This window comes from Collinsella sp. CLA-ER-H8, from assembly GCF_040092335.1.
Lineage (GTDB): Bacteria > Actinomycetota > Coriobacteriia > Coriobacteriales > Coriobacteriaceae > Collinsella.
Genome location: NZ_JBBNLU010000002.1, coordinates 41276 through 60858, shown reverse-complemented (window position 1 = coordinate 60858; position 19583 = coordinate 41276). Strand labels below are relative to the sequence as shown.

12 protein-coding genes are annotated in these 19583 nt (G+C 61.3%); 8 read left to right on the top strand and 4 right to left on the bottom strand.

Annotation, left to right across the window (positions count from 1 at the left end):
- Nucleotides 1-747: a DeoR/GlpR family DNA-binding transcription regulator gene (locus tag AAAX72_RS01515; protein ID WP_349128732.1), complete on the top strand. Its 747-nt coding sequence runs from the start codon at nt 1-3 to the stop codon at nt 745-747.
- Nucleotides 748-1124: 377 nt separating this feature from the next.
- On the opposite strand, the gene AAAX72_RS01510 is transcribed toward AAAX72_RS01515, so the two are convergent.
- The gene (locus tag AAAX72_RS01510) at nt 1125-1784 is read right to left on the bottom strand and encodes an RluA family pseudouridine synthase (RefSeq protein ID WP_349128730.1); all 660 of its coding nucleotides are present in this window, start codon (nt 1782-1784) and stop codon (nt 1125-1127) included.
- Nucleotides 1785-1799: 15 nt separating this feature from the next.
- Nucleotides 1800-4292 carry a U32 family peptidase gene (locus tag AAAX72_RS01505; RefSeq protein ID WP_349128728.1) on the bottom strand — a complete coding sequence of 831 codons (2493 nt, stop codon included), beginning with the start codon at nt 4290-4292 and terminating at the stop codon, nt 1800-1802.
- A gap of 378 nt (nt 4293-4670) precedes the next feature.
- Here AAAX72_RS01505 and AAAX72_RS01500 point away from each other — a divergent pair, with 378 nt between their 5' ends.
- Nucleotides 4671-5048 carry a Rid family detoxifying hydrolase gene (locus AAAX72_RS01500; RefSeq protein WP_349128726.1) on the top strand — a complete coding sequence of 126 codons (378 nt, stop codon included), beginning with the start codon at nt 4671-4673 and terminating at the stop codon, nt 5046-5048.
- 122 nt (nt 5049-5170) lie between these two features.
- On the opposite strand, the gene AAAX72_RS01495 is transcribed toward AAAX72_RS01500, so the two are convergent.
- Entirely contained in the window at nt 5171-5827 is a 657-nt protein-coding gene (locus AAAX72_RS01495) for a PAS domain-containing protein (RefSeq protein WP_349128724.1), read from the bottom strand.
- A 351-nt stretch (nt 5828-6178) separates the two neighbouring features.
- On the opposite strand from AAAX72_RS01495, the gene AAAX72_RS01490 reads away from it, so the two are divergent.
- The 5 genes from AAAX72_RS01490 to xdh all read left to right on the top strand — a co-directional run bounded on the left by AAAX72_RS01490 (nt 6179) and on the right by xdh (nt 15554).
- The gene (locus AAAX72_RS01490; protein WP_349128723.1) at nt 6179-7573 is read left to right on the top strand and encodes a solute carrier family 23 protein; all 1395 of its coding nucleotides are present in this window, start codon (nt 6179-6181) and stop codon (nt 7571-7573) included.
- Between the two features lie 196 nt (nt 7574-7769).
- Entirely contained in the window at nt 7770-9125 is a 1356-nt protein-coding gene (gene ssnA / locus AAAX72_RS01485; RefSeq protein WP_349128721.1) for a putative aminohydrolase SsnA, read from the top strand.
- A gap of 148 nt (nt 9126-9273) precedes the next feature.
- Nucleotides 9274-12273, top strand: a complete 3000-nt coding sequence (ygfK, locus tag AAAX72_RS01480) for a putative selenate reductase subunit YgfK (protein ID WP_349128719.1) — start codon at nt 9274-9276, stop codon at nt 12271-12273.
- Between the two features lie 11 nt (nt 12274-12284).
- Nucleotides 12285-12764: a 4Fe-4S binding protein gene (locus AAAX72_RS01475; protein ID WP_035137469.1), complete on the top strand. Its 480-nt coding sequence runs from the start codon at nt 12285-12287 to the stop codon at nt 12762-12764.
- A 12-nt stretch (nt 12765-12776) separates the two neighbouring features.
- Nucleotides 12777-15554, top strand: a complete 2778-nt coding sequence (xdh, locus tag AAAX72_RS01470; protein ID WP_349128718.1) for a selenium-dependent xanthine dehydrogenase — start codon at nt 12777-12779, stop codon at nt 15552-15554.
- A gap of 480 nt (nt 15555-16034) precedes the next feature.
- Here xdh and AAAX72_RS01465 read toward each other — a convergent pair whose 3' ends face one another.
- A complete protein-coding gene (locus tag AAAX72_RS01465; RefSeq protein ID WP_349128716.1) occupies nt 16035-17033 on the bottom strand; it encodes a hypothetical protein in 999 nt (332 codons plus the stop codon).
- Nucleotides 17034-17625: 592 nt separating this feature from the next.
- On the opposite strand from AAAX72_RS01465, the gene AAAX72_RS01460 reads away from it, so the two are divergent.
- Nucleotides 17626-19017 (top strand): ATP-binding protein, encoded by a 1392-nt coding sequence (locus tag AAAX72_RS01460; protein ID WP_349128714.1) that lies wholly within the window; start codon nt 17626-17628, stop codon nt 19015-19017.
- Nucleotides 19018-19583 lie beyond the last annotated feature (566 nt).

Sequence of the window (19583 nt, the reverse complement as noted above, 5' to 3'; positions counted from 1 at the left end):
ATGCTTGCGGAAGATAGACTCAACGCAATCGTGTCGATGGTGCAGCAGACCGGCTCGGTTACCGTGCCGGAGCTTGCTGAGGCCCTGGGCGTGACGGCGTCTACCATTCGGCGCGACCTGCAGACGCTCGACCGCGCACACCGTATCGCCAAGGTGCACGGAGGCGCGACGAGTCTGGAGCGCGCGCACGTGACGCGCGACCTGACGATCGGCGAGCGCAGCGATCTCCATAACGACGACAAGGAGCGTATCTGCGTCCGTGCCGCGGCCCTGGTGGAGCCCGATAGCTTTGTGTATATCGATTCGGGCTCCACGACGCTCAGGCTTATTGAGCATCTTCCGCGCCTTGAGGGCGTCACCTATGTGACCGATTCTGTGCTCCATGCTCAGCATCTCGCTTTACGCGGCATGCGCACCGTTGTGCTGGGCGGCGAGCTCAAGCCCGAGACCGAGGCGCTCGTCGGTCCCGATGCCTTGGCAACCCTGGACCGGTATAACTTCAACTGCGGCTTTTGGGGTTCCAATGGCATCGCCGCCGAGCAAGGTCTCACCACACCGGATATCGAGGAAGCGCAGGTCAAGCGTATCTCTATGCGCCATACCGCCAAACGCTTCGTAATCTCGGACGCCAGCAAATTTGGCATGGTGGCGCCCGTCAAGTTTGCGGACTTCCGCGACGCAACGATTATCACTACGGGCGAGGTGCCCGCCAAGTACCAGTCGATGGACAACGTCATCACGGTCTAGCGACAGGGCAAGGTCAAAACCATTTAGGTTCCTCAATAGAAAAGCGGCAACACCCTCGATGGGCGATGCCGCTTTTGTTGTCTGCCGTTTTGTCTAAATCTGTAACAACTAGACCGTTAAAAGTGGGCTAGGTGTTACAGATTGAGATACTTCCGAACCTTGCCGTCCCTTTGTCTCGATCTGTAACATCTGGGACCGATTATGACGAGTTATTGTTACAGATTGAGATTTTCCCTTGAGGGGGATTCGAATGTCTCGATCTGTAACGGATAGACCGGAAAATGGGTTCTAACTGTTACAGATCGAGACGTTTTGGGACCGCGGCTGAGCCATTGCGGCAAAGCCACCACAAAGGTGCCTGCCCTTTTTGGCAGGTTTTAGGGCTCCCAGGGGCAGGGGGCTTCGATGTGGATGTGCTCACCGGTTACGGGATGCGTGAAGGACACGCTGTGGGCGTGGAGCATCAGGCCGCAGGGACGCGGCATGCCGTAGAGCTCGTCGCCTACCAGGGGATGACGCTCGCTCGCCAGGTGCACACGGATTTGGTGCTTGCGGCCGGTGAGCAGCTCGACATCGATATATGAGCGCGTGGGAAGGCCGCGGCGGCTCTTAAGGCGCTTGAGCACCTTCACGCGCGTCTGCGACGGCTTGCCGCTGGCGCCGACGCGCATCTTTCGGCTGTCGTGACGGTCGCGGGCGATGGGCTTATCGATGAGCTTTTCGTTCCAGTCAATCTTGCCCTCGGCGAGCGCCAGGTAGTGCTTTTCGAAAGCGTGGTCGATCACCATCTGGTCAAAGGCGGGCTGCGTCTGCTTGTTTAGTGAGAACAACACCACGCCGGTGGTGTCGCGGTCCAGGCGGTTGAGCGGCTGCATGTCGGTCGCGGCAAAGCCGTCGCCCATCGCCAGCAGCAGGTCGCTGGCATAGTCGGTGAGCGTGCGCTCGCCGGTGCCGTCGCCGTGGACGATCATGCCGGCGGGCTTGTCGATGGCCATGAGCCAGGCGTCGCAGTAGAGGACCTGAGGTTCTTCGTTCACGTGTAAGCCTTTCGGTTAGCTAATTCCCACAAACATGCAGCCCGAGGTCGCCCCCCGTAGGCGGGCGGCGGGCTTGCGGCCGGCCTGTGCGGCCTCGACGGCACGACGGACGCGGGCGACGGCACGGCCCACCTCATCCGTCTCGAGCAGCGTTCCGTCCACCATGAGACGACGCACGCCGGCATCGAGCAGCTGAGGAACCTGCGGCGTGAGGTCGATGGGGTAGGCATCGTACAGGCGAGAGCGGCCGTGGATGTCGGTGCGGACGGGCATGACCTTTCCGTCAATATTCTTGAGCGAGAGCTTGCGGGCACGCAGACGGCAGTTGGCACAATCGTGGATGCAGCCGTTGGCAACCTGCAGAATGCAATGCTCGCTTGTCATGACGCGCGGGCGACCAAAGACGGTGATGCCCAGAGCCGCGGGTGCGGCGGCGCCGAGCGAGACAATCTCGTCGAGCGTGATTTCGGGCGAGAGCCAAAACGCACCGGCTCCGCGCTCGGAAAGCGCCTCCATGCAGGGCGTGTTGTGCACCGGCAGGCAAGAGCGAATCTCGGCCGTGGCGCCGACCTGGGCGGCCAGGGCAAGCTCAGAGATATTGCCGACGGCGACGGTGGCTCCAGCATTGATCCAGGGGTCGACGCGCTCGTGGTCGACGGCGCGGCAGACCTCGTCGAGTACAGGCACGATACCCTGCTCAAATGCATCAGCGGGGGAGAGCCCGGCCGCATCGAGCGCGTCGGTGGTCATGTAGATGCGCGTTGCACCCTCCACGCGCGCTGCCTCGGCGGCTTCGAGCGAGGTGACGGTGGCGCAGATCTGCGGCTCGTAGCGGTAGTGCTCGGGCATGGGGCGCGTGCATTTGTCGAGCACCGGCAACTCGAGCGTTTTCGCGCGCTCCTCGTACGGTGCGAGAATGGCCTCCTCGAGCGCTTTACAGGCGGCGGCGCGCACCCTGTGCACGGCGGAGAAGCCCATACCGCAGCCGGCGTCGAGCGAAATGTCAAAGCTCGCTGCCTCAAAGGGCGAAGAGCCCATGCGGCCCACATGCTCAACCAGGTCTGCCGCCTCGACGGCGCGGGTCTTGGCGGCCTCGACGGTAAAGCCGGTGGCGGTGGCGGTAAGCGCGGGGTCGTCGCAGCAGGTGAGCGTAACGGTAAACGGCTCGCCCAGACGCGTCACGACGGACACATCTACGGCGCGGCGGCGCAGCACATCGCGCTTGAGCGCGGCGCCGGCAGCGTCAATGGCGCGCTGACTGCGAATCACGCGCACACGGCAACCCTCGGGCATGCTACGGGGCACGCGGCACTCGATGATATCGCCGGCTGCGGCATCATCGGCGGCAATGGTGGTCAGGAATTGGTCGAACTCATCGTCGTGGCGAAGCTCCAGCAGGTCGCCCTTGCCCACGGGCTCAAACAGCTCAATACGGGCGATGGCGGCACGGCGACGGCGGTCGTCGGGCTTGAGGCCGCGCACATCGCGGTTGGCCGGGCGGCTGCCCAGCACCGTGCCCACGATCTGGCCGCGGTTGTTGGAACGCTCGTAGCTCATCATCTCGTCGCCCGAGGTGCCGTCCTGATAGGCGTGCGTAAAGTCGCGGTTGAAGCAGCGCTTGAGCTGGCGCTGGCGGGCGGCTTCCTCGTCCTTGGCAACGGTGGCTCCGGATAGCATGTCGTCAATTTCGTGACGATACACATCAACGATGGAGTACACGTAATCGGGCGCCTTCATGCGGCCCTCGAGCTTGAGCGATGCGGCACCGGCGTCATACAGACGGCGAACAAGCTGCGAAGTGTTGGTGTCGCGCGGGCATAGCGCACGCTCGCGGCCGGCGGGGGAGAGCGCGCGGCCGTTCTCGTCGATCAGCTCGTAAGGCAGGCGACAGGGCTGAGCGCACATGCCGCGGTTGGCCGAGCGGCCCGCCATGGCAAAGCTCGACAGCAGGCACAGACCCGAGTAGCAAAAGCAGATGGCGCCGTGGCTAAAGACCTCAAGGTCCACATCGGGCGCGGCATCGTGAATGGCGGCAATCTCGTCGATGGAAAGCTCGCGCGAGAGGGTCACGCGGTCGGCGCCCTGCTCGCGGCACCAAAGGGTTCCGCGGTCGTCGTGGATGTTTGCTTGGGTTGAGATGTGCGTCTCGATGCCGGGCATGGTGCGCTTGACCTCAAAGAACAGACCCCAGTCCTGGATGATGAAGGCGTCAGCGCCCAGCGTGGAGCAGCGATGGATGAGTTGCAGCGCATCGCCCATCTCGGACTGCTTGATGACGATGTTGACCGTGACGTAGACGCGCGACCCGGCCAGGTGTGCAGCACGGCAGGCCTGCTCAAAGGCCTCGTCGGTAAAGTTGGTGGCCTTGCGGCGGGCGTTGAAGCTTCCCATGCCGCAGTAGATGGCGTCTGCCCCGGCAGCGAGTGCGGCGGCAAAGGGCTCCGGGCCTCCGGCGGGGGCCAAGAGCTCGGGTCTGCGGTTGGTGGTTCGACTGGCGGTTGCGGTCATATCCTGCCTTTCAAAATGCTCAGATATTCAAAAGTATAGTGGTGCTGTTGCGGCAGACGAGCCCTGTGGCCCAAGCAGGATAAAGTCTTCAGCAGCCCTTGCAGCAAAAATGATCCGTTTCCCTCCGTCCCCTATGGATCACCTGATTCGATGGGGACGGAGGGAAACGGATCATTTTGAGCTTCACCGTCCGGTCGTGCCGTTCAGCGGCTGACAGGCGCCGTTGGGAGATAAAATATTCTCGCAACGTGATAATAATCTTGCATCGCGCGGAAACCTTGAGTACTATCCCAAATCAAGCGCGGTGTTCAGACCGAACTGTGCCTCCCGGTGTGAACACCGCGCTCACGCTCTCTATTTGATCGTAAGGAGAAAAACATGAGCAAGGCCGTCGTGTCTTCCGATAACGCACCCGCAGCCATCGGCCCGTATTCCCCCGGCATCCAGACCGGCAACATGGTGTTCCTGTCCGGCCAGCTGGGCATCGACCCCGCAACCGGCAAGATGCCCGAGGGCGTCGAGGCCCAGGCTAAGCAGTCCCTTGCTAACGTCGAGGCTCTGCTGACCGCTGCCGGCGCCACCTTTGCCGATGTCGTCAAGACCACGGTCTACCTGGCCGACATTGCCGACTTCGCTGCCGTGAACGAGATCTACGCTTCCAAGTTCGAGGCTCCGTTCCCCGCGCGCAGCGCTTTCCAGGTTGCCGCTCTTCCGGCCGGCGGTCTGGTCGAGATCGAGGTCGTCGCCGCTCTCTAAGACGTTGGCGAAAACAAAACATGACATCCAAAAAGACCCTGCAGTGCGTGTGAACTGCAGGGTCTTTTGTCAAGCGATGCGACAAAAATGATCCGTTTCCCTCCGTCCCCAAGGGTTAACGTTTAGCCTTCCTTGCGGACTTTTTGCAGGTAGCGGTAGACGCTGGGCTCCGAGATGCCCAGCGCGGTGGCGGCGCAGGCCACGGCACCCTTGAGCATGAACACCCCGTTGCCGTTGAGGTGGCGAATGACGTTCACGCGGTCGCTTTGACCAAGCGATGCTACATCCAGCCCGCGCGCGCTCAGCAACTCGGCAATGCTGCGGTCGATGAGCTCCTGCGTAGACTCCGAAAGGCTTTCGACCTCGATAGACGCGGGCTCTGCCTGTCTAGGCGCCGCGTCGAAGCACGCCATGAGCTGCTGCGCCATGGCGTTGATGGAGCGCACGGTCGAGAGGTCGGTGTTGACGCAGAGCATACCGACAATCTCGTCATTCTCGCGGATAAAGTACGTCGCCGACTCCAACGTCTTGCCACCGGCACCGCGCCCCTCGTAGCCCGTAATAAACGGCAGGTCGCGATACTTGGCGTCGTGCATGATCTTGAGCGCCAGATCGGTGGCGGGACCGCCGACCTTACGGCCGCTTACGATGCCGTTGCGAATATCGACGATGGCGTGGTCGGGATCCGAGAAATCGTGCAGGACGATCTCGCTGTTTTTGCCGAGTATCTGCTCCAGGAAATCGACCATCGGCAAAAAACGACGTACGGTCTCGTTCACGGGCAACTCCTTTGGGTTCTATCGAAGTGTTCATAACAATTTTTTATCATGGTAACACGCTGCTCATCATCTCGTATATCCGCAGGTACATTGCGTAATACAGACGAACGGTAGGAATTTAGCGGTAAACGGTTGACCAAAAGAAAAGTAAGATGTTATTTTGACCAGACACTTTCCTGACCTGCGGAAATGCGCTATCTCAGCTGAGGAATAGTCTGATAACAAAAAATTATTATTGAGAATGAGAATCATCTTTAATACGATATGCAACGAAGGCACAACCTCAACCCCGCACTGCGTCACAATAGAGCGTTAGATGCGAAAACAACTATTTCGAGGATTGGTGGTCAAATGACCCAGGAGACGGTTACGAACGGCACTGAAGCCCTGTTCACTCGCGAAGGCATGCCTCCCGTTAAGGAAATGATCCCGTGTGCCCTTCAGCACGTACTGGCATCGTTTGCCGGCATCATTACACCGGCGGTCATCATGGCCGGCGTCTACGGCTTTAATAGCCAGCAGAGCACCGACATCATTCAGGTTGCGCTCATTCTTTCGGCAATCGACACGGCCCTTCAGGCCTTCGCTCCCTTCCGTCGCATTGGCGGCGGCCTGCCCATCGTCATGGGCGTTTCGTTCGCGTTCCTGCCGGCCCTTCAGGCCATGGGCGCCTCGGGCTTTAGCTTTGGCGCGCTGCTGGGCGGCGAGATCGTCGGCGGCGCCGTTGCGGTCCTCTTTGGTCTGGCCTACAGCAAGATCAAGTGGCTGTTCCCGCCCGTCGTGACCGGTACGGTCATCTTCTCCATTGGCGTCTCTCTCTATCCCACGGCCGTCAAGTACATGGCCGGTGGCATGGGCACGCCGCTGTGGGGCACCCCGCAGGCCTGGTGCGTTGCTCTTATCACCTTCGCCGTGGTCTTTGCGCTCGCCAACTTTGGCAAGGGCACGCTCAAGCTGGGATCCGTGTTCTTTGGCATGATCGTCGGCATGATCGTTTCGATCCCCTTTGGCATGATTGACTTCTCCAGCGTCGCCACCGCTCAGGTCTTCGCCCTTCCCAAGCTCGTGCCCTATGCGCTCGAGTTTGATCCCGAGGTCTGCATTACCCTCGCCGTCGTGTTCCCCATGGTTGCCATTCAGGTTATCGGTGACGTCTCCGCTGCTTGCCTTGGTTCCATCGACCGCATGCCCACCGAGCGCGAGCTCTCCGGCGCTATCGTGTCCCAGGGCCTCACTTCTATGGTCGGCGGCCTGCTAGGCGGTCTTCCCACCAGCGCCCTTGGCCAGAACGTGGGCATCATCTGCTCCAACAAGGTCGTCAACAAGTGGGTCTTTGTGATCATTGCGGCCGTCTTTGCCATCGCCGGTCTGTTCCCGCAGCTCTCTGCCGTCCTTTCCGCTATCCCGCAGCCCGTCATCGGCGGCGCGACCGTCGGCGTCTTTGGCACCATCACCATGAACGGCGTGCGCATGTTCACCCGCGAGGGCCTTACGCAGCGCACTACTACCATCGTCGGCACCTCCGTCGTCTTTGGCCTGGGTATCTGGATGGCCAGCGGTTGCCTTGCCGGCGAGGGCATGCCCACCTGGGTGTCCACCGTCATCGGCTCCAATGCCGTAACTCCCACTGCCATCATGGCCATTGTCCTTAACCTGATCCTTCCGCAGACGCCGGTCGTGGCTCAGCACATCGATGCCGCCAAGGATGCCGCTGTGGATCTGGTCCTGCCCGAGAGTAAGAAGTAACCAATTCGGTGCTATTCGCCGGCGGACGCATCGCCTCGTCCGCCGGCGCCATGCGGCGCCAAGCCGCACTTCAAAGGGCTTGTCCCTTTGGTGAAGCGTTGACGGGAGAGGGCCCGTTTCCGGTGTAGGCCGGCGCTTCGCACTTCCGCCATGTCAGAGGTGTCAAACCCCGCCCCTGATGTTGAAGGGAGCATTTATGCTTCTGGTCGCTAACGGTTCCGTCTTTACCCGCAACGCTCAGACTCCGTTCATTCCCAACGGTGCAGTCGCTATTGACGGAGATACGATCGTCGAAGTGGGCCCCGAGCGCGAGCTCAAGGTCAAGTACCCGGATGCCGAGTACGTCGACGCCCAGGGCAACCTCATCATGCCCGGACTCATCAACTGCCACACCCACATCTATTCGGGTCTGGCCCGCGGTCTTGCCATTAAGGGCTGCAACCCCACCAACTTCCTGGAGAATCTTGAGCAGCAGTGGTGGAAGATTGACGACAACCTGACGCTCGACGGCACCAAGGCCAGCGCCTATGCCACGATTCTGGATTCCATCCGCGACGGCGTCACCACGATCTTCGATCACCATGCGAGCTTCTGCGAGATTCCGGGCAGCCTCTTTACCATTAAGGACGCCGCTCAGGAGCTGGGCATGCGTTCGTGCCTGTGCTACGAGGTCTCCGACCGCCGTGGCCAGGAAAAGTGCGACCAGGCCATTGCCGAGAACGCCGAGTTTGCCCAGTGGGCCGCCAAGGAGCGTCGCGATAACGACAACCACATGATCGCCGCAATGTTTGGCGGTCACGCCACCTTTACGCTGTCGGACGAGACCATGGATAAGATGGCCGAGGCCAACAACGGCCTGACCGGCTTCCACATCCACGTGTGCGAGGGCATGAACGATGTGTGGGACTCCCGCCTCAACCGCGGCGGCATCAGCCCCGTCGAGCGCCTGCTGCAGCACAACCTGCTCGGTCCCGACACCATGCTCGGCCACTGCATTCACGTGACGCCTGCCGAGATGGATATCGTCAAGGAGTCCGGCACCTGGCTGGTCAACAACCCCGAATCCAATATGGGCAACGCTGTGGGCTGCGCCCCCGTGCTCGAGTTCTTCCGCCGCGGCATCCCCGTGTGCATGGGCACCGACGCCTACACCCACGATATGCTCGAGAGCCTCAAGGTCTTCCTGATTATTCAGCGCCATAACGCCGCTATGCCTAACGTGGGCTGGTGCGAGGCCATGACCATGCTGTTCGAGAACAACGCCAAGATGGCCAGCAAGTACTTCGATCGCAAGCTCGGTGTGCTTGAGCCCGGCGCTGCCGCCGACGTCATCGTCATGGACTACAAGCCCTTTACGCCGCTGAGCGAGGAGAACATCGACGGCCACATGCTCTTTGGCATGATGGGCAAAAACTGCCGTACCACCATCATCAACGGCCGCGTCCTGTACAAGGATCGCGAGTTCGTTGGCATTGATGAGGACAAGATCAACGCGTGGACCATGGCTGAGTCCAAGAAGCTCTGGAGCACGCTTAACGATCGCGCCTACTAATTACAAGTAGATTCACGCGCGCCGGATGTTTCGCCGCATCCGACGCGCGTATAGGCGACCTCCGCGGGGTCGCCGGCGCTGTGCTAGCGCTACACCGTATTTGCGCCCGCCGCGCGGTCTCGCCGGGCGTTACAGAGAGGAGCTCATTATGAGCGACATCATGAGGCCGATCCCGTTTTCGCAGCTGATGAACTGGATCATCGAGGAGCACAAGACCCAGGACGCCATCTTTGGCGTGCGTAAGATGGTCACGGCCAACCAGGAGGGTGCGCTTCCCATTTTTGACGAGCGCATCGAGACTCCGTTTGGCCCGGCCGCCGGCCCCAACACGCAGCTTGCCCAGAACATCGTGGCATCCTACGTGGCCGGTTCTCGCTTCTTTGAGCTCAAGACCGTTCAGGTTATGGACGGCGAGGAGCTCTCCAAGTGTGTGAACAAGCCCTGCATCGTGGCGCAGGACGAGTGCTACAACTGCGAGTGGTCGACCGAGCTCGAGGTTCCGCAGGCTTTTGCCGAGTACGTGAAGGCATGGTTCGCCTGCCACCTGATCGCTCGTGAGTACGGCCTGGGCAGCCCGGACGGCTTTGTCTTCAACATGTCCGTGGGTTATGACCTGGAGGGCATCAAGAGCCCCAAGGTCGACGCCTACATCGAGGGCATGAAGGACGCCAGCGGCTCCGAGGTTTGGAACGAGTGCCGCACGTGGGCGCTCGCTAACCTGGACAAGTTTGAGCATGTCGATGCCGCGTTTGTCGAGTCCATCCCGGCACGCGTTTCCAACTCCATCACCGAGTCCACCCTGCACGGCTGCCCGCCGGCCGAGATCGAGCGCATCGCGACCTATCTGATCACCGAGAAGGGCCTCAACACCTACATCAAGTGCAACCCCACGCTGCTGGGCTATGAGTTTGCCCGCCAGCGTCTGAACGAGCTGGGCTTTGACTACATCGTCTTCGATGACACGCACTTCCGCGAGGACCTGCAGTGGGCCGATGCCGTGCCTATGTTCGAGCGCCTGATTGCCCTGTGCGCCGAGCGCGGTCTGGAGTTTGGCGTCAAGCTCACCAACACCTTCCCCGTCGACGTGACGAGAAACGAGCTGCCTTCCACCGAGATGTACATGTCTGGCCGTTCGCTGTTCTCGCTGACCATCGAGGCTGCCCGCCGCATTACCGAGCAGTTTGACGGTAAGCTGCGCATCAGTTACTCCGGTGGCGCCACGGTCTACAACATTCGCGCCCTGTATGATGCCGGCATTTGGCCCGTCACCCTGGCGACCGACGTGCTCAAGCCCGGTGGCTACGAGCGCTTTAGCCAGATGGCCGGCGAGTTTGCCGATCTGGCCGGCAAGCCGTTCGCGGGCGTCTCTCTCGACGCCGTGACCGCGATCCAGACCGACTCGCTCACCAACCCGCTCTACAAGAAGCCGCTGCGCCCGCTGCCCGACCGCAAGGTCGCCGGCAAGAGCCCGCTTTCCGACTGCTTTACCACGCCGTGCCGCACGAGCTGCCCCATCCAGCAGGATATTCCCGCCTATCTGGCGGCTGTTGACGAGGGCCGCTACGAGGACGCGCTCAACATCATCATCGAGCGCAACGCCCTGCCGTTCATCACCGGCACCATCTGCCCGCATCCCTGCGGCCGTGCCTGCGAGCGTGCGTTCTACGAGCCCGAGGGCGCCCAGATTCGCGCCAGCAAGCTCAAGGCCGCCCGCGAGGCCATGACCGCCGTGCTGCCCAAGCTGCGCGCCCAGGCCATCGCCAACGACGGCGAGCACAACGTTGCCGTTATCGGCGGCGGCCCGGCCGGCCTGGCGACGGCGTTCTTCCTGACGCGCGCCGGCGTGCCCGTCACCATCTTCGAGGCCCGCGATTCGCTCGGCGGCGTGGTCCGTCACGTGATTCCTGAGTTCCGTATCGCCAGCGACGATATCTCGCACGACGCCGAGCTCTGCCTGGCCTTTGGCGCCAAGGTGCAGCTCAACGCCCGCGTGGAGTCCATTGACGAGCTCAAGGCCCAGGGCTTTTCCGACGTGGTCGTGGCCACCGGTGCCTGGATGCCCGGCTCTGCGGGCTTGGGCGAGGGTGCCGAGCTCGACGTGCTGGAGTTCCTCGAGGCCGCCAAGAAGGGCGAGAAGCTCGAGTTGGGCGAGGACGTCGTAGTTATTGGCGCCGGCAACACCGCCATGGACGCGGCTCGCGTGGCCAAGCGCCTGGCTGGCGTGAAGAGCGTGCGCCTGGTGTATCGCCGCACCAAGAAGCAGATGCCCGCCGACGAGGAAGAGCTCGATCTTGCTCTTGCCGACGGCGTTGAGTTCTGCGAGCTGCTGGCGCCTAAGGCGCTCAACGGCGCCGTGCTGACCTGCGACGTTATGGAGCTTGGCGAGCCGGATGCAAGCGGCCGTCGCAGCCCCGTCGCCACGGGCGAGACCGTTGAGCTTTCCGCCACCACGGTGATCTGCGCCGTGGGCGAGGGCATCGATGCCAGCCTGTACGATGCCGCGGGCGTCGAGCACGACCGTCGCGGCCGCCTTGCCGCCACCTCCACCGGCGTCGAGGGCGTCTGGGCTGCAGGCGATTGCCGCCGCGGTCCCGCCACCGTGGTTGAGGCTATTGCCGACGCCGCCGAAGTCGCCCGCGCCATCGCCGGCGTGGACTTTAACAAGTACGCCGACTGCAACGAGCAGGCCGGTCGCGAGGACACCTGCTACGAGCGTAAGGGGTCGCTGTGCCGTGACAAGCGCAACTGCACCAAGACTCGCTGCCTGGGCTGCGGCTCGGTGTGCGAGGTCTGCTGCGACGTGTGCCCCAACCGCGCCAACGTGGCAATTAAGGTACCGGGCTTGGCCAAGCATCAGGTCGTCCATGTCGATGGCATGTGCAACGAGTGCGGCAACTGTGCCGTGTTCTGCCCCTACCAGGAGGGCCGTCCCTATAAGGACAAGCTCACCCTGTTCTGGAGCGAGGAGGACATGGAGAACTCCGAGAACGAGGGCTTCCTGGCCGTGGACGAGGACCACTTTAAGGTCCGCGTCGCCGACACGGTCCGTACCGTCTCGGTCGATGCCGTCAACACCGGTCTTCCCGAGGCCCTCCGCCTGACCATCAGGGCTGTGCGCGACAACTATTCGTACCTTCTTAAGAAATAGGCGAGTCTCTTATGGCCAAATCCATTCAACATAATGTGGCCTACGTTGCCTGCGGAAGCGGTTGCGCCTCCGCAGGCGGCGACGCCCGCTGCAGCGAAGGCTGCATTGGCTGTGGCGCCTGCGTTACGGCCTGCCCCCACGGTGCCATCGCACTGGTCGACGGCGTCGCCCGCGTGGACCGCTCCAAGTGCACGGGCTGTGGCCTGTGCGGCATGGCGTGCCCGCAGCGCGTGATTGCCTTCGTTCCCGGCTACCAGAACATCCTGGTGCGCTGCAACAACACGGATAAGGGCGCCATTGCGCGCAAGATCTGCGACACCAGCTGCATCGGTTGCGGCATGTGCGCCAAAAAGTGCCCCGCCGGCGCTATCCGCATCGAGGACAACTGCGCTCATATCGACGGCGCGGACTGCCTGTCGTGTGGTATGTGCGCCGTCGTCTGCCCGCATGGCGCCATCCACGACCGAACCGGCATCGCCGCCGGCGTGTAGAAGGGAATCACCATGGCACAGGAATTCACTTTTACCGTTAACGGCGTGGAGCGCACGACGACCCAAAATAAACCGCTGCTGCGCTACCTGCGCGACGACCTGCACATTCACTCCGCCAAGGACGGCTGCTCCGAGGGCGCCTGCGGCACCTGCACCATCCATGTGGACGGTGCGGCCGTCAAGGCGTGCGTGCTGACCACCGCCCTTGCCGCCGGCCGCAACATCGTGACCGTCGAGGGCCTGCCCGAGGACGTGCGCGAGGCCTTTGTGTACGCCTTTGGCGCCGTGGGTGCCGTGCAGTGCGGCTTTTGCATCCCCGGCATGGTCATGGCGGGTGCGGCGCTCATCGCCGAGGATCCCGAGCCCACCGAGGAGCAGATCAAGTACGCCATTCGCGGTAACGTCTGCCGCTGCACCGGCTACAAGAAGATCATCGAGGGCATCTCGCTTGCCGCTGCGGTGCTCCGCGGCGAAAAGCAGATCGACGAGGATTTGGAGCGCGGCGACGACTACGGCGTGGGCAAGCGCGCCTTCCGCATCGACGTGCGCAAGAAGGTGCTCGGCGAGGGCAAGTACCCCGACGACATCGACGAGCTCGATCAGCCGGGTCTGACCTATGCCAGCGCCGTGCGCTCCAAGTACCCGCGCGCCCGCGTGCTCTCCATCGATACTTCCAAGGCCGAGGCCCTGCCCGGCGTGGTGGGCATCCTGCGCGCCGAGGACGTGCCGGTCAACCAGGTCGGCCACCTTATCCAGGACTGGGACGTCATGATCGCCCAGGGCGATATCACCCGCTGCGTGGGTGACGCCATCGTGCTGGTGGTTGCCGAGGATGAGGCGACGCTCGAGAAAGCCAAGAAGCTCGTAAAGATCGATTACGAGCCGCTGGAGCCCGTGCGCAACATCGCCGAGGCCAGGGCTGCCGACGCCCCGCGCCTGCACGACAGCTTCTTTGCCTTTGGCAACACGGTGGAGCTCAAGGACAACGTGTGTCAGAGCCGCCACGTGACGCGCGGCGACGCCGCCAAGGCGCTGGCCGAAAGCGCGTTCACCGTGACGCAGCGCTTTACCACGCCCTTTACCGAGCATGCCTTCTTGGAGCCCGAGTGCGCCGTTGCCTTCCCGTACAAGAACGGCGTCAAGGTGCAGTCGACCGACCAGGGTGCCTACGACACGCGCAAAGAGTGTGCCCATATGTTTGGCTGGGATAGCGAACCCGAGCGCGTGGTCGTCGAGACCATGCTCGTGGGCGGCGGCTTTGGCGGTAAGGAGGACGTTTCGATCCAGCACCTGGCCGCGCTTGCTGCCTATAAGTTCCAGCGTCCTGTGAAGTGCAAGCTCACGCGTGCCGAGTCGCTCGCGTTCCATCCCAAGCGTCATGCCATGGACGGTACCTTTACGCTGGGTTGCGACGCCGAGGGCAACTTTACCGGCCTGGATTGCGAGATCAACTTTGACACCGGCGCCTACGCGTCGCTGTGCGGCCCGGTGCTCGAGCGCGCTTGCACGCATGCTGTCGGCCCCTACAAGTACCAGAACACCGACATTCGCGGTTATGGCTACTACACCAACAACCCGCCCGCCGGCGCGTACCGCGGCTTTGGCGTCTGCCAGTCCGAGTTTGCGCTCGAGAGCCTGATCGACCTGCTGGCAGAGAAGGTCGGCCTGGATCCGTGGGAGATTCGTTACCGAAACGCTATCGAGCCGGGCGAGGTTTTGCCCAACGGCCAAATTGCCGACTGCTCCACGGCGCTTAAGGAGACGCTGCTCGAGGTCAAGGATGCCTACTATGCGCATCCCGGACACGCCGGCATTGCCTGCGCCATGAAGAACGCCGGCGTGGGCGTGGGCCTGCCCGATGCCGGCCGCTGCAAGATTCGCGTCGAGAACGGCGTGGCCGTGGTCTATGCCGCCACGTCCGACATCGGCCAGGGCTGCAACACGGTCTTTTTGCAGGACGTTGCCGAGGCCTGCGGTCTGCCGCTGAGCTGCATTGCCAACGGCGAGTGCTCCACCGAGAACGCTCCCGACTCCGGCACCACGTCTGGCTCGCGTCAGACGGTCGTGACCGGCGAGGCCGTGCGCGGTGCCGCCTTCCTGCTGCGCGATGCCATGCTTGACATCGAGGCCGGCAAGTCTGCGCCCGCCGCTCCCGTGAATGCGCATGGCGACGGCGTCAAGATCGAGTACGACGACGGTCGCGCCTATCAGCTGCACACGCAGGAGCTCGTCGCCGGCCAGGGTATGCATCCTCAGGATCCCGCGACCGCCATTAAGGCGCTCGAGGGATGCGAGTTTGGCTACGTGTACCTGGAGCCGACCGACAAACTGGGCGCGGATGTTCCCAACCCCAAGAGCCACATCTGCTACGGTTTTGCCACGCATGTGGTCATTCTGGATGATGACGGTCGCGTGAGCGAGGTCTATGCCGCGCACGATTCCGGCAAGGTGGTCAACCCCATCTCCATCCAGGGTCAGATCGAAGGCGGCGTGCTCATGGGTATGGGCTATGCGCTTACCGAGGACTGGCCGCTCAAGGACTGCGTGCCCCAGGCAAGGTACGGTACGCTCGGGCTGTTCCGTGCGCCCGAGATTCCGGATATCCACGCCATTTACGTGGAGAAGGACGAGCTGCTGCCTGTGGCATATGGCGGCAAGGGCATCGGCGAGATCGCAACGATCCCCACGGCGCCCGCCGTACAGAACGCTTACCGCGCGTTTGACGGCAAGCTGCGTCCGGATCTGCCCATGGTGGATACGCCCTACAGCCGCGCCCGTCGCCGCGGGTAGGGTAGGGTGCGGACAGCATTGCTGACGGGCTGTTCGCGCTCAACACCAACTGCATATGCTGCGCCTTTGGCCCCAGCTCCATCGCGAGCCGGGGCCTTTTGTTTGGAGCGCCTCCGCATGCGGAAGCTGCGTCCCGGAATCCAGCCTCGGAACGGGATTAACTTTCCCAACGGGGCCGCATGCGGAAACTGCGTCCCGGAATCGTGCCTCAGAATGGGATGCGTTTTCCGCTGGCCGGTCGTTTGGAAAGCGCATCCCAGTTTGAGTGTTTATTCCGGGATGCGGTTTCCGCTGAAGGACTCAACCGGAAAGCACGACCCGTTCCGAGACCTGATTCCGGGACACGGTTTCCGCTAGGCATACCATCTGGAAAGCGCATCCCGTTTTGAGCGCTCAATCTGGGACACGGTTTCCGCGGGTGCTGCCAACCGGAAAGTGTGTCCCAGTTTGGTGGACAGGCGGGCATAAACTTAGCAGCCCCTACAGCTCAATATCGTTGAGCCATGTCGGCAGCGCGGTCTGCCGGATGCCTGCCGTCTGCAGCTTTTTGGCGAGCATTCCTGCCGAGCGGACCTCGTTCATGGTAAAGCGCAGCAGAGGGTGGCCGTAGAGCGATAGGTGCGCCTCGCGCTGTCGTTCGGCAACGAGCGCCTCGGCGGTGGTGTGTCCGGCCAGCATGGTCTGGTCGGTATATTTGATGAGCCCGTCGAGCTCGCCCAGCGTGAGTTCCCGCGCCTGGCGCTCCCAGGCAAAGTCCGTTCGTATGGGCTTGGCCGAATCGAAGGGGTCCGTCAGCTCGTATTGAAGCCAGTCGGGCGCAAAGCCCGTCTCGATCATGACGGCTCGGGCGACCGATTCCCCGCCGCTCTCGGCGCGGGCGTCGGCATACCGAAGCGTTGTGAGGGCGGTACGAATCGCGCGACCATTGCGGGCAGTCGCTCGTTGCTCAACGGCCTCCATCAGCTGTTCCGGCGCAAGGCCGAGCTTTGAGATCGCCGAATCGGCAATGGACATGCCGTCGGCAAAACCAGTTTGCAGCAGGCAATCTGTGGCCGTTTGGATGGGCGGCGTTACCGATATGCCGGACAGACGGATTGCTCCGACCGGCTCGATCTGATGCCGCTGAATATGCGCGCCCGGGCGAGCCGACGGCTTGGTGGCACTGCAGACATGCACGACATTCAGGTGTCGCCACGAGACCTCGAGCCCCAGCAGGCAGGCGGCCGAAAACGAGCAGAACGTCCAATCAGGGTGGATGATCGCAAGGGCGCGAATAATCTCGCAATGACGCTGCGCCCGGTTGAGCTCATCCCAGCGCATTCTGCGCGCGAACAGTCCCGGCATGGGGGAGACGACCGCGCTGTCGGTGCGCCGAAGGAGCGCTTTTCGGATCGCCGTGCTCGGGGGAATCAGACAGCGCCCTTCTTGTTCGGCTTGAGTGAGCAGTTGGTCGATGAGCTGGTCATTGCAATGGGTCATGAGCTACCGCCTCCTTTTGGGTAGCAAAAACGTATCAGCTGGAACTTGCCGCTCAGCTGACCAAAAGCTGACCAAAATCTAACCATGCAGGTAGATGACCTGCTTTTGGCGACATATTTCTTGTTTGAATCGGTGGGCGGTAATCGGCGACCGTGAACGGTAGCTGGATATGAAGTCTTGGTAAGTTTCGGGACGTGTACTTTTTGAAAAAGAGCATTCTATCTGCTGTTGTGTGTTTCTGGATCGCATATTTGAAGGCATGTGATAAGGGCGGCGGACTGTCGCCTTGTACCTGCGGAAACTGTGACCCGGAATGAGCGCTCGGAATGGGATGCATTTTCCGGTAGAAGCTTCAGCGGAAAGTGCATCCCAGAATTCAGGCTCAGAACGGGACGCACTTTCCGGATGACGTGCTTGGCGGAAACTACGGCCCAGTTTCTGGCTCCAGAACGGGATGCATTTTCCGGAGCGGTCCACGTGCGGTGGGGGTGCCGCCCCTTGTGCGTGCACCGCTTGTCGAATTACGTTATAGCTAGCTATATTATAGGAAGGTATAATATAGCTAGCTATAACGTAAAGGAAGGATGGCCCTATGTTTATCGGAAGAACAGTGGAAATGTCCGAGCTCAATCGACTGTATGGCACGGGCTCCTTTGAGATGCCTGTGATTTACGGCCGTCGTCGTGTGGGCAAAACGCGTCTTATCACAGAATTCATCCAAGACAAGAAGGCTATTTACTTTCAAGCTCGTCGTACCAATGCAGAGGCAAACCTGCACGGCTTTAGCCAGGCGATACTTGCGGGTTCGGTTGGTGCTGCAGGCGTGTCGTTTCGTAGTTTTGACGAGGCGTTCGATGCATTGGCCACCATGGCTCGCACGGAACGTTTGATTGTCGTGATTGACGAGTATCCCTATCTCGCCCAATCGAATCCCGAGATCAGTTCGTTGCTGCAAGACAAGATTGATCACTTGTACAAAGAGACTAGGCTCATGCTGATTCTATGCGGCTCGTCTCTTTCGTTTATGGAGGAACAGGTGTTGGGCTACGAGAGCCCACTATACGGTAGGCGTACGGCCCAGTTTAAGATCATGCCGCTCGATTTTATGACGACCCTCGGCCTGTGGCATAGCATGGGTCGCGAAGACGCTGCGGTTTGCTATGGCATGACGGGCGGCATTCCTGCATATATCGAGAAAGTCGATCCTGCCGTATCGCTCAAGGACAACATCAAACGTCTTTTCCTTACTCCTACGGGCTATCTCTTTGAGGAGCCGAGTAACCTGCTGTTGCAAGAGTGCCGCAATCCCGAGCAATATGATGCGATCGTGCAGGCAATTGCCCAGGGGCGCTCGAAGATCTCGGAGATTGCGAGCTCTACGGGAATCCCTGCGAGCAACGTAAAGAGCTATGTGGATAAGCTGGCGTCGCTTGGGATTGTCGAGCGCGAGCTGCCCCTAAACGAGACGAGCAATAAGCGAGCCGTGTATCTGCTGAGCGATCAGATGTTTAGGTTCTGGTACAAGTTTGTGCCGCAGAACATCGGGCTGATTCAAAACGATATGGCCGCGATGGCGTATGAGCGCATTGAGCCGCACGTATCGGATTACATGGGTACGGTCTTTGAGATTATATGCAGACAATACGTGTACGAACTCGCGCGCGCGGGCCAGCTCGATGTGGTTCCGGCGAGTGTCGGGCGCTGGTGGGGGACGGATAATCGCACGCATACGCAGGAAGAAATCGACTTGATTGTTGACGATGGCGAGGGCGTTGCGCTGTTTGCGGAGTGCAAATGGCGCAATGAACCGGTGGGCGAAGACGTGCTGCAAAAGCTCGTGCACCGAAGCGAGCTCTTTAGACGGCAACGAAAAAGCTATGCGCTTTTCTCAAAAAGCGGCTTTACGCAGGGATGTCGGGATGCCGCGGAGAGTAGGGGAGACGTCAAGCTGATCTCGTTTGCCGAGATGTGTGGGCGGGGATAATGAAGCGCGTCCTGATTTGATGCCGGGAATGGGATGTGCTTTCCTTTTGCGACTTTTGGCGGAAAGTGCGTTCCAGATTTCGGCTTCAGAATGGGATGCCGTTTCCGGATCGGCCCTCAGGCGGAAACTACGACCCGGAATTTGGCTCCAAAACGGGATACGCTTTCCCGGTGGCATCTCTGGCGGAAACTGCATCCCGGAATCGAGCCTCAGGGTGGGACGCATTTTCCGGTAGAGGCCTGGGACGGAAGGCGTGTCCCAGAATTCGGCTAATCCGATGGCCAGGTGGTTGAGCGAGCGGGCTCCGAGGCTCCATTACTGAAAATTCATTTGTTAAACCTGGCAACCGTGGGTAGAATAAAGCCGACGGCAGCCCAAGGGTGATAGCTGGGCAGCGCCGTTACTTAGTTCAAGGGGTCAATGCCTTAACGGCGTCGACCCCTCTTCTTTTGCTTCGTACGCTGCTTAAGTGCCTCGGAAAGTCCGATAAGCGCCGTGAGGAGCGAGACCAAAGATCAGGAGCTTCACGAAATCAATCAGATCGGTCATGGGCATCACCTCCCGTC

Coding starts and splice junctions, on each gene's coding strand:
- AAAX72_RS01515 (WP_349128732.1), top strand. CDS start 1: ATGCTTGCGGAAGATAGACTCAACGCAATCGTGTCGATGGTGCAGCAG.
- AAAX72_RS01505 (WP_349128728.1), bottom strand. CDS start 4,292: ATGACCGCAACCGCCAGTCGAACCACCAACCGCAGACCCGAGCTCTTG.
- AAAX72_RS01500 (WP_349128726.1), top strand. CDS start 4,671: ATGAGCAAGGCCGTCGTGTCTTCCGATAACGCACCCGCAGCCATCGGC.
- AAAX72_RS01490 (WP_349128723.1), top strand. CDS start 6,179: ATGACCCAGGAGACGGTTACGAACGGCACTGAAGCCCTGTTCACTCGC.
- ssnA (WP_349128721.1), top strand. CDS start 7,770: ATGCTTCTGGTCGCTAACGGTTCCGTCTTTACCCGCAACGCTCAGACT.
- ygfK (WP_349128719.1), top strand. CDS start 9,274: ATGAGCGACATCATGAGGCCGATCCCGTTTTCGCAGCTGATGAACTGG.
- AAAX72_RS01475 (WP_035137469.1), top strand. CDS start 12,285: ATGGCCAAATCCATTCAACATAATGTGGCCTACGTTGCCTGCGGAAGC.
- xdh (WP_349128718.1), top strand. CDS start 12,777: ATGGCACAGGAATTCACTTTTACCGTTAACGGCGTGGAGCGCACGACG.
- AAAX72_RS01465 (WP_349128716.1), bottom strand. CDS start 17,033: ATGACCCATTGCAATGACCAGCTCATCGACCAACTGCTCACTCAAGCC.
- AAAX72_RS01460 (WP_349128714.1), top strand. CDS start 17,626: ATGTTTATCGGAAGAACAGTGGAAATGTCCGAGCTCAATCGACTGTAT.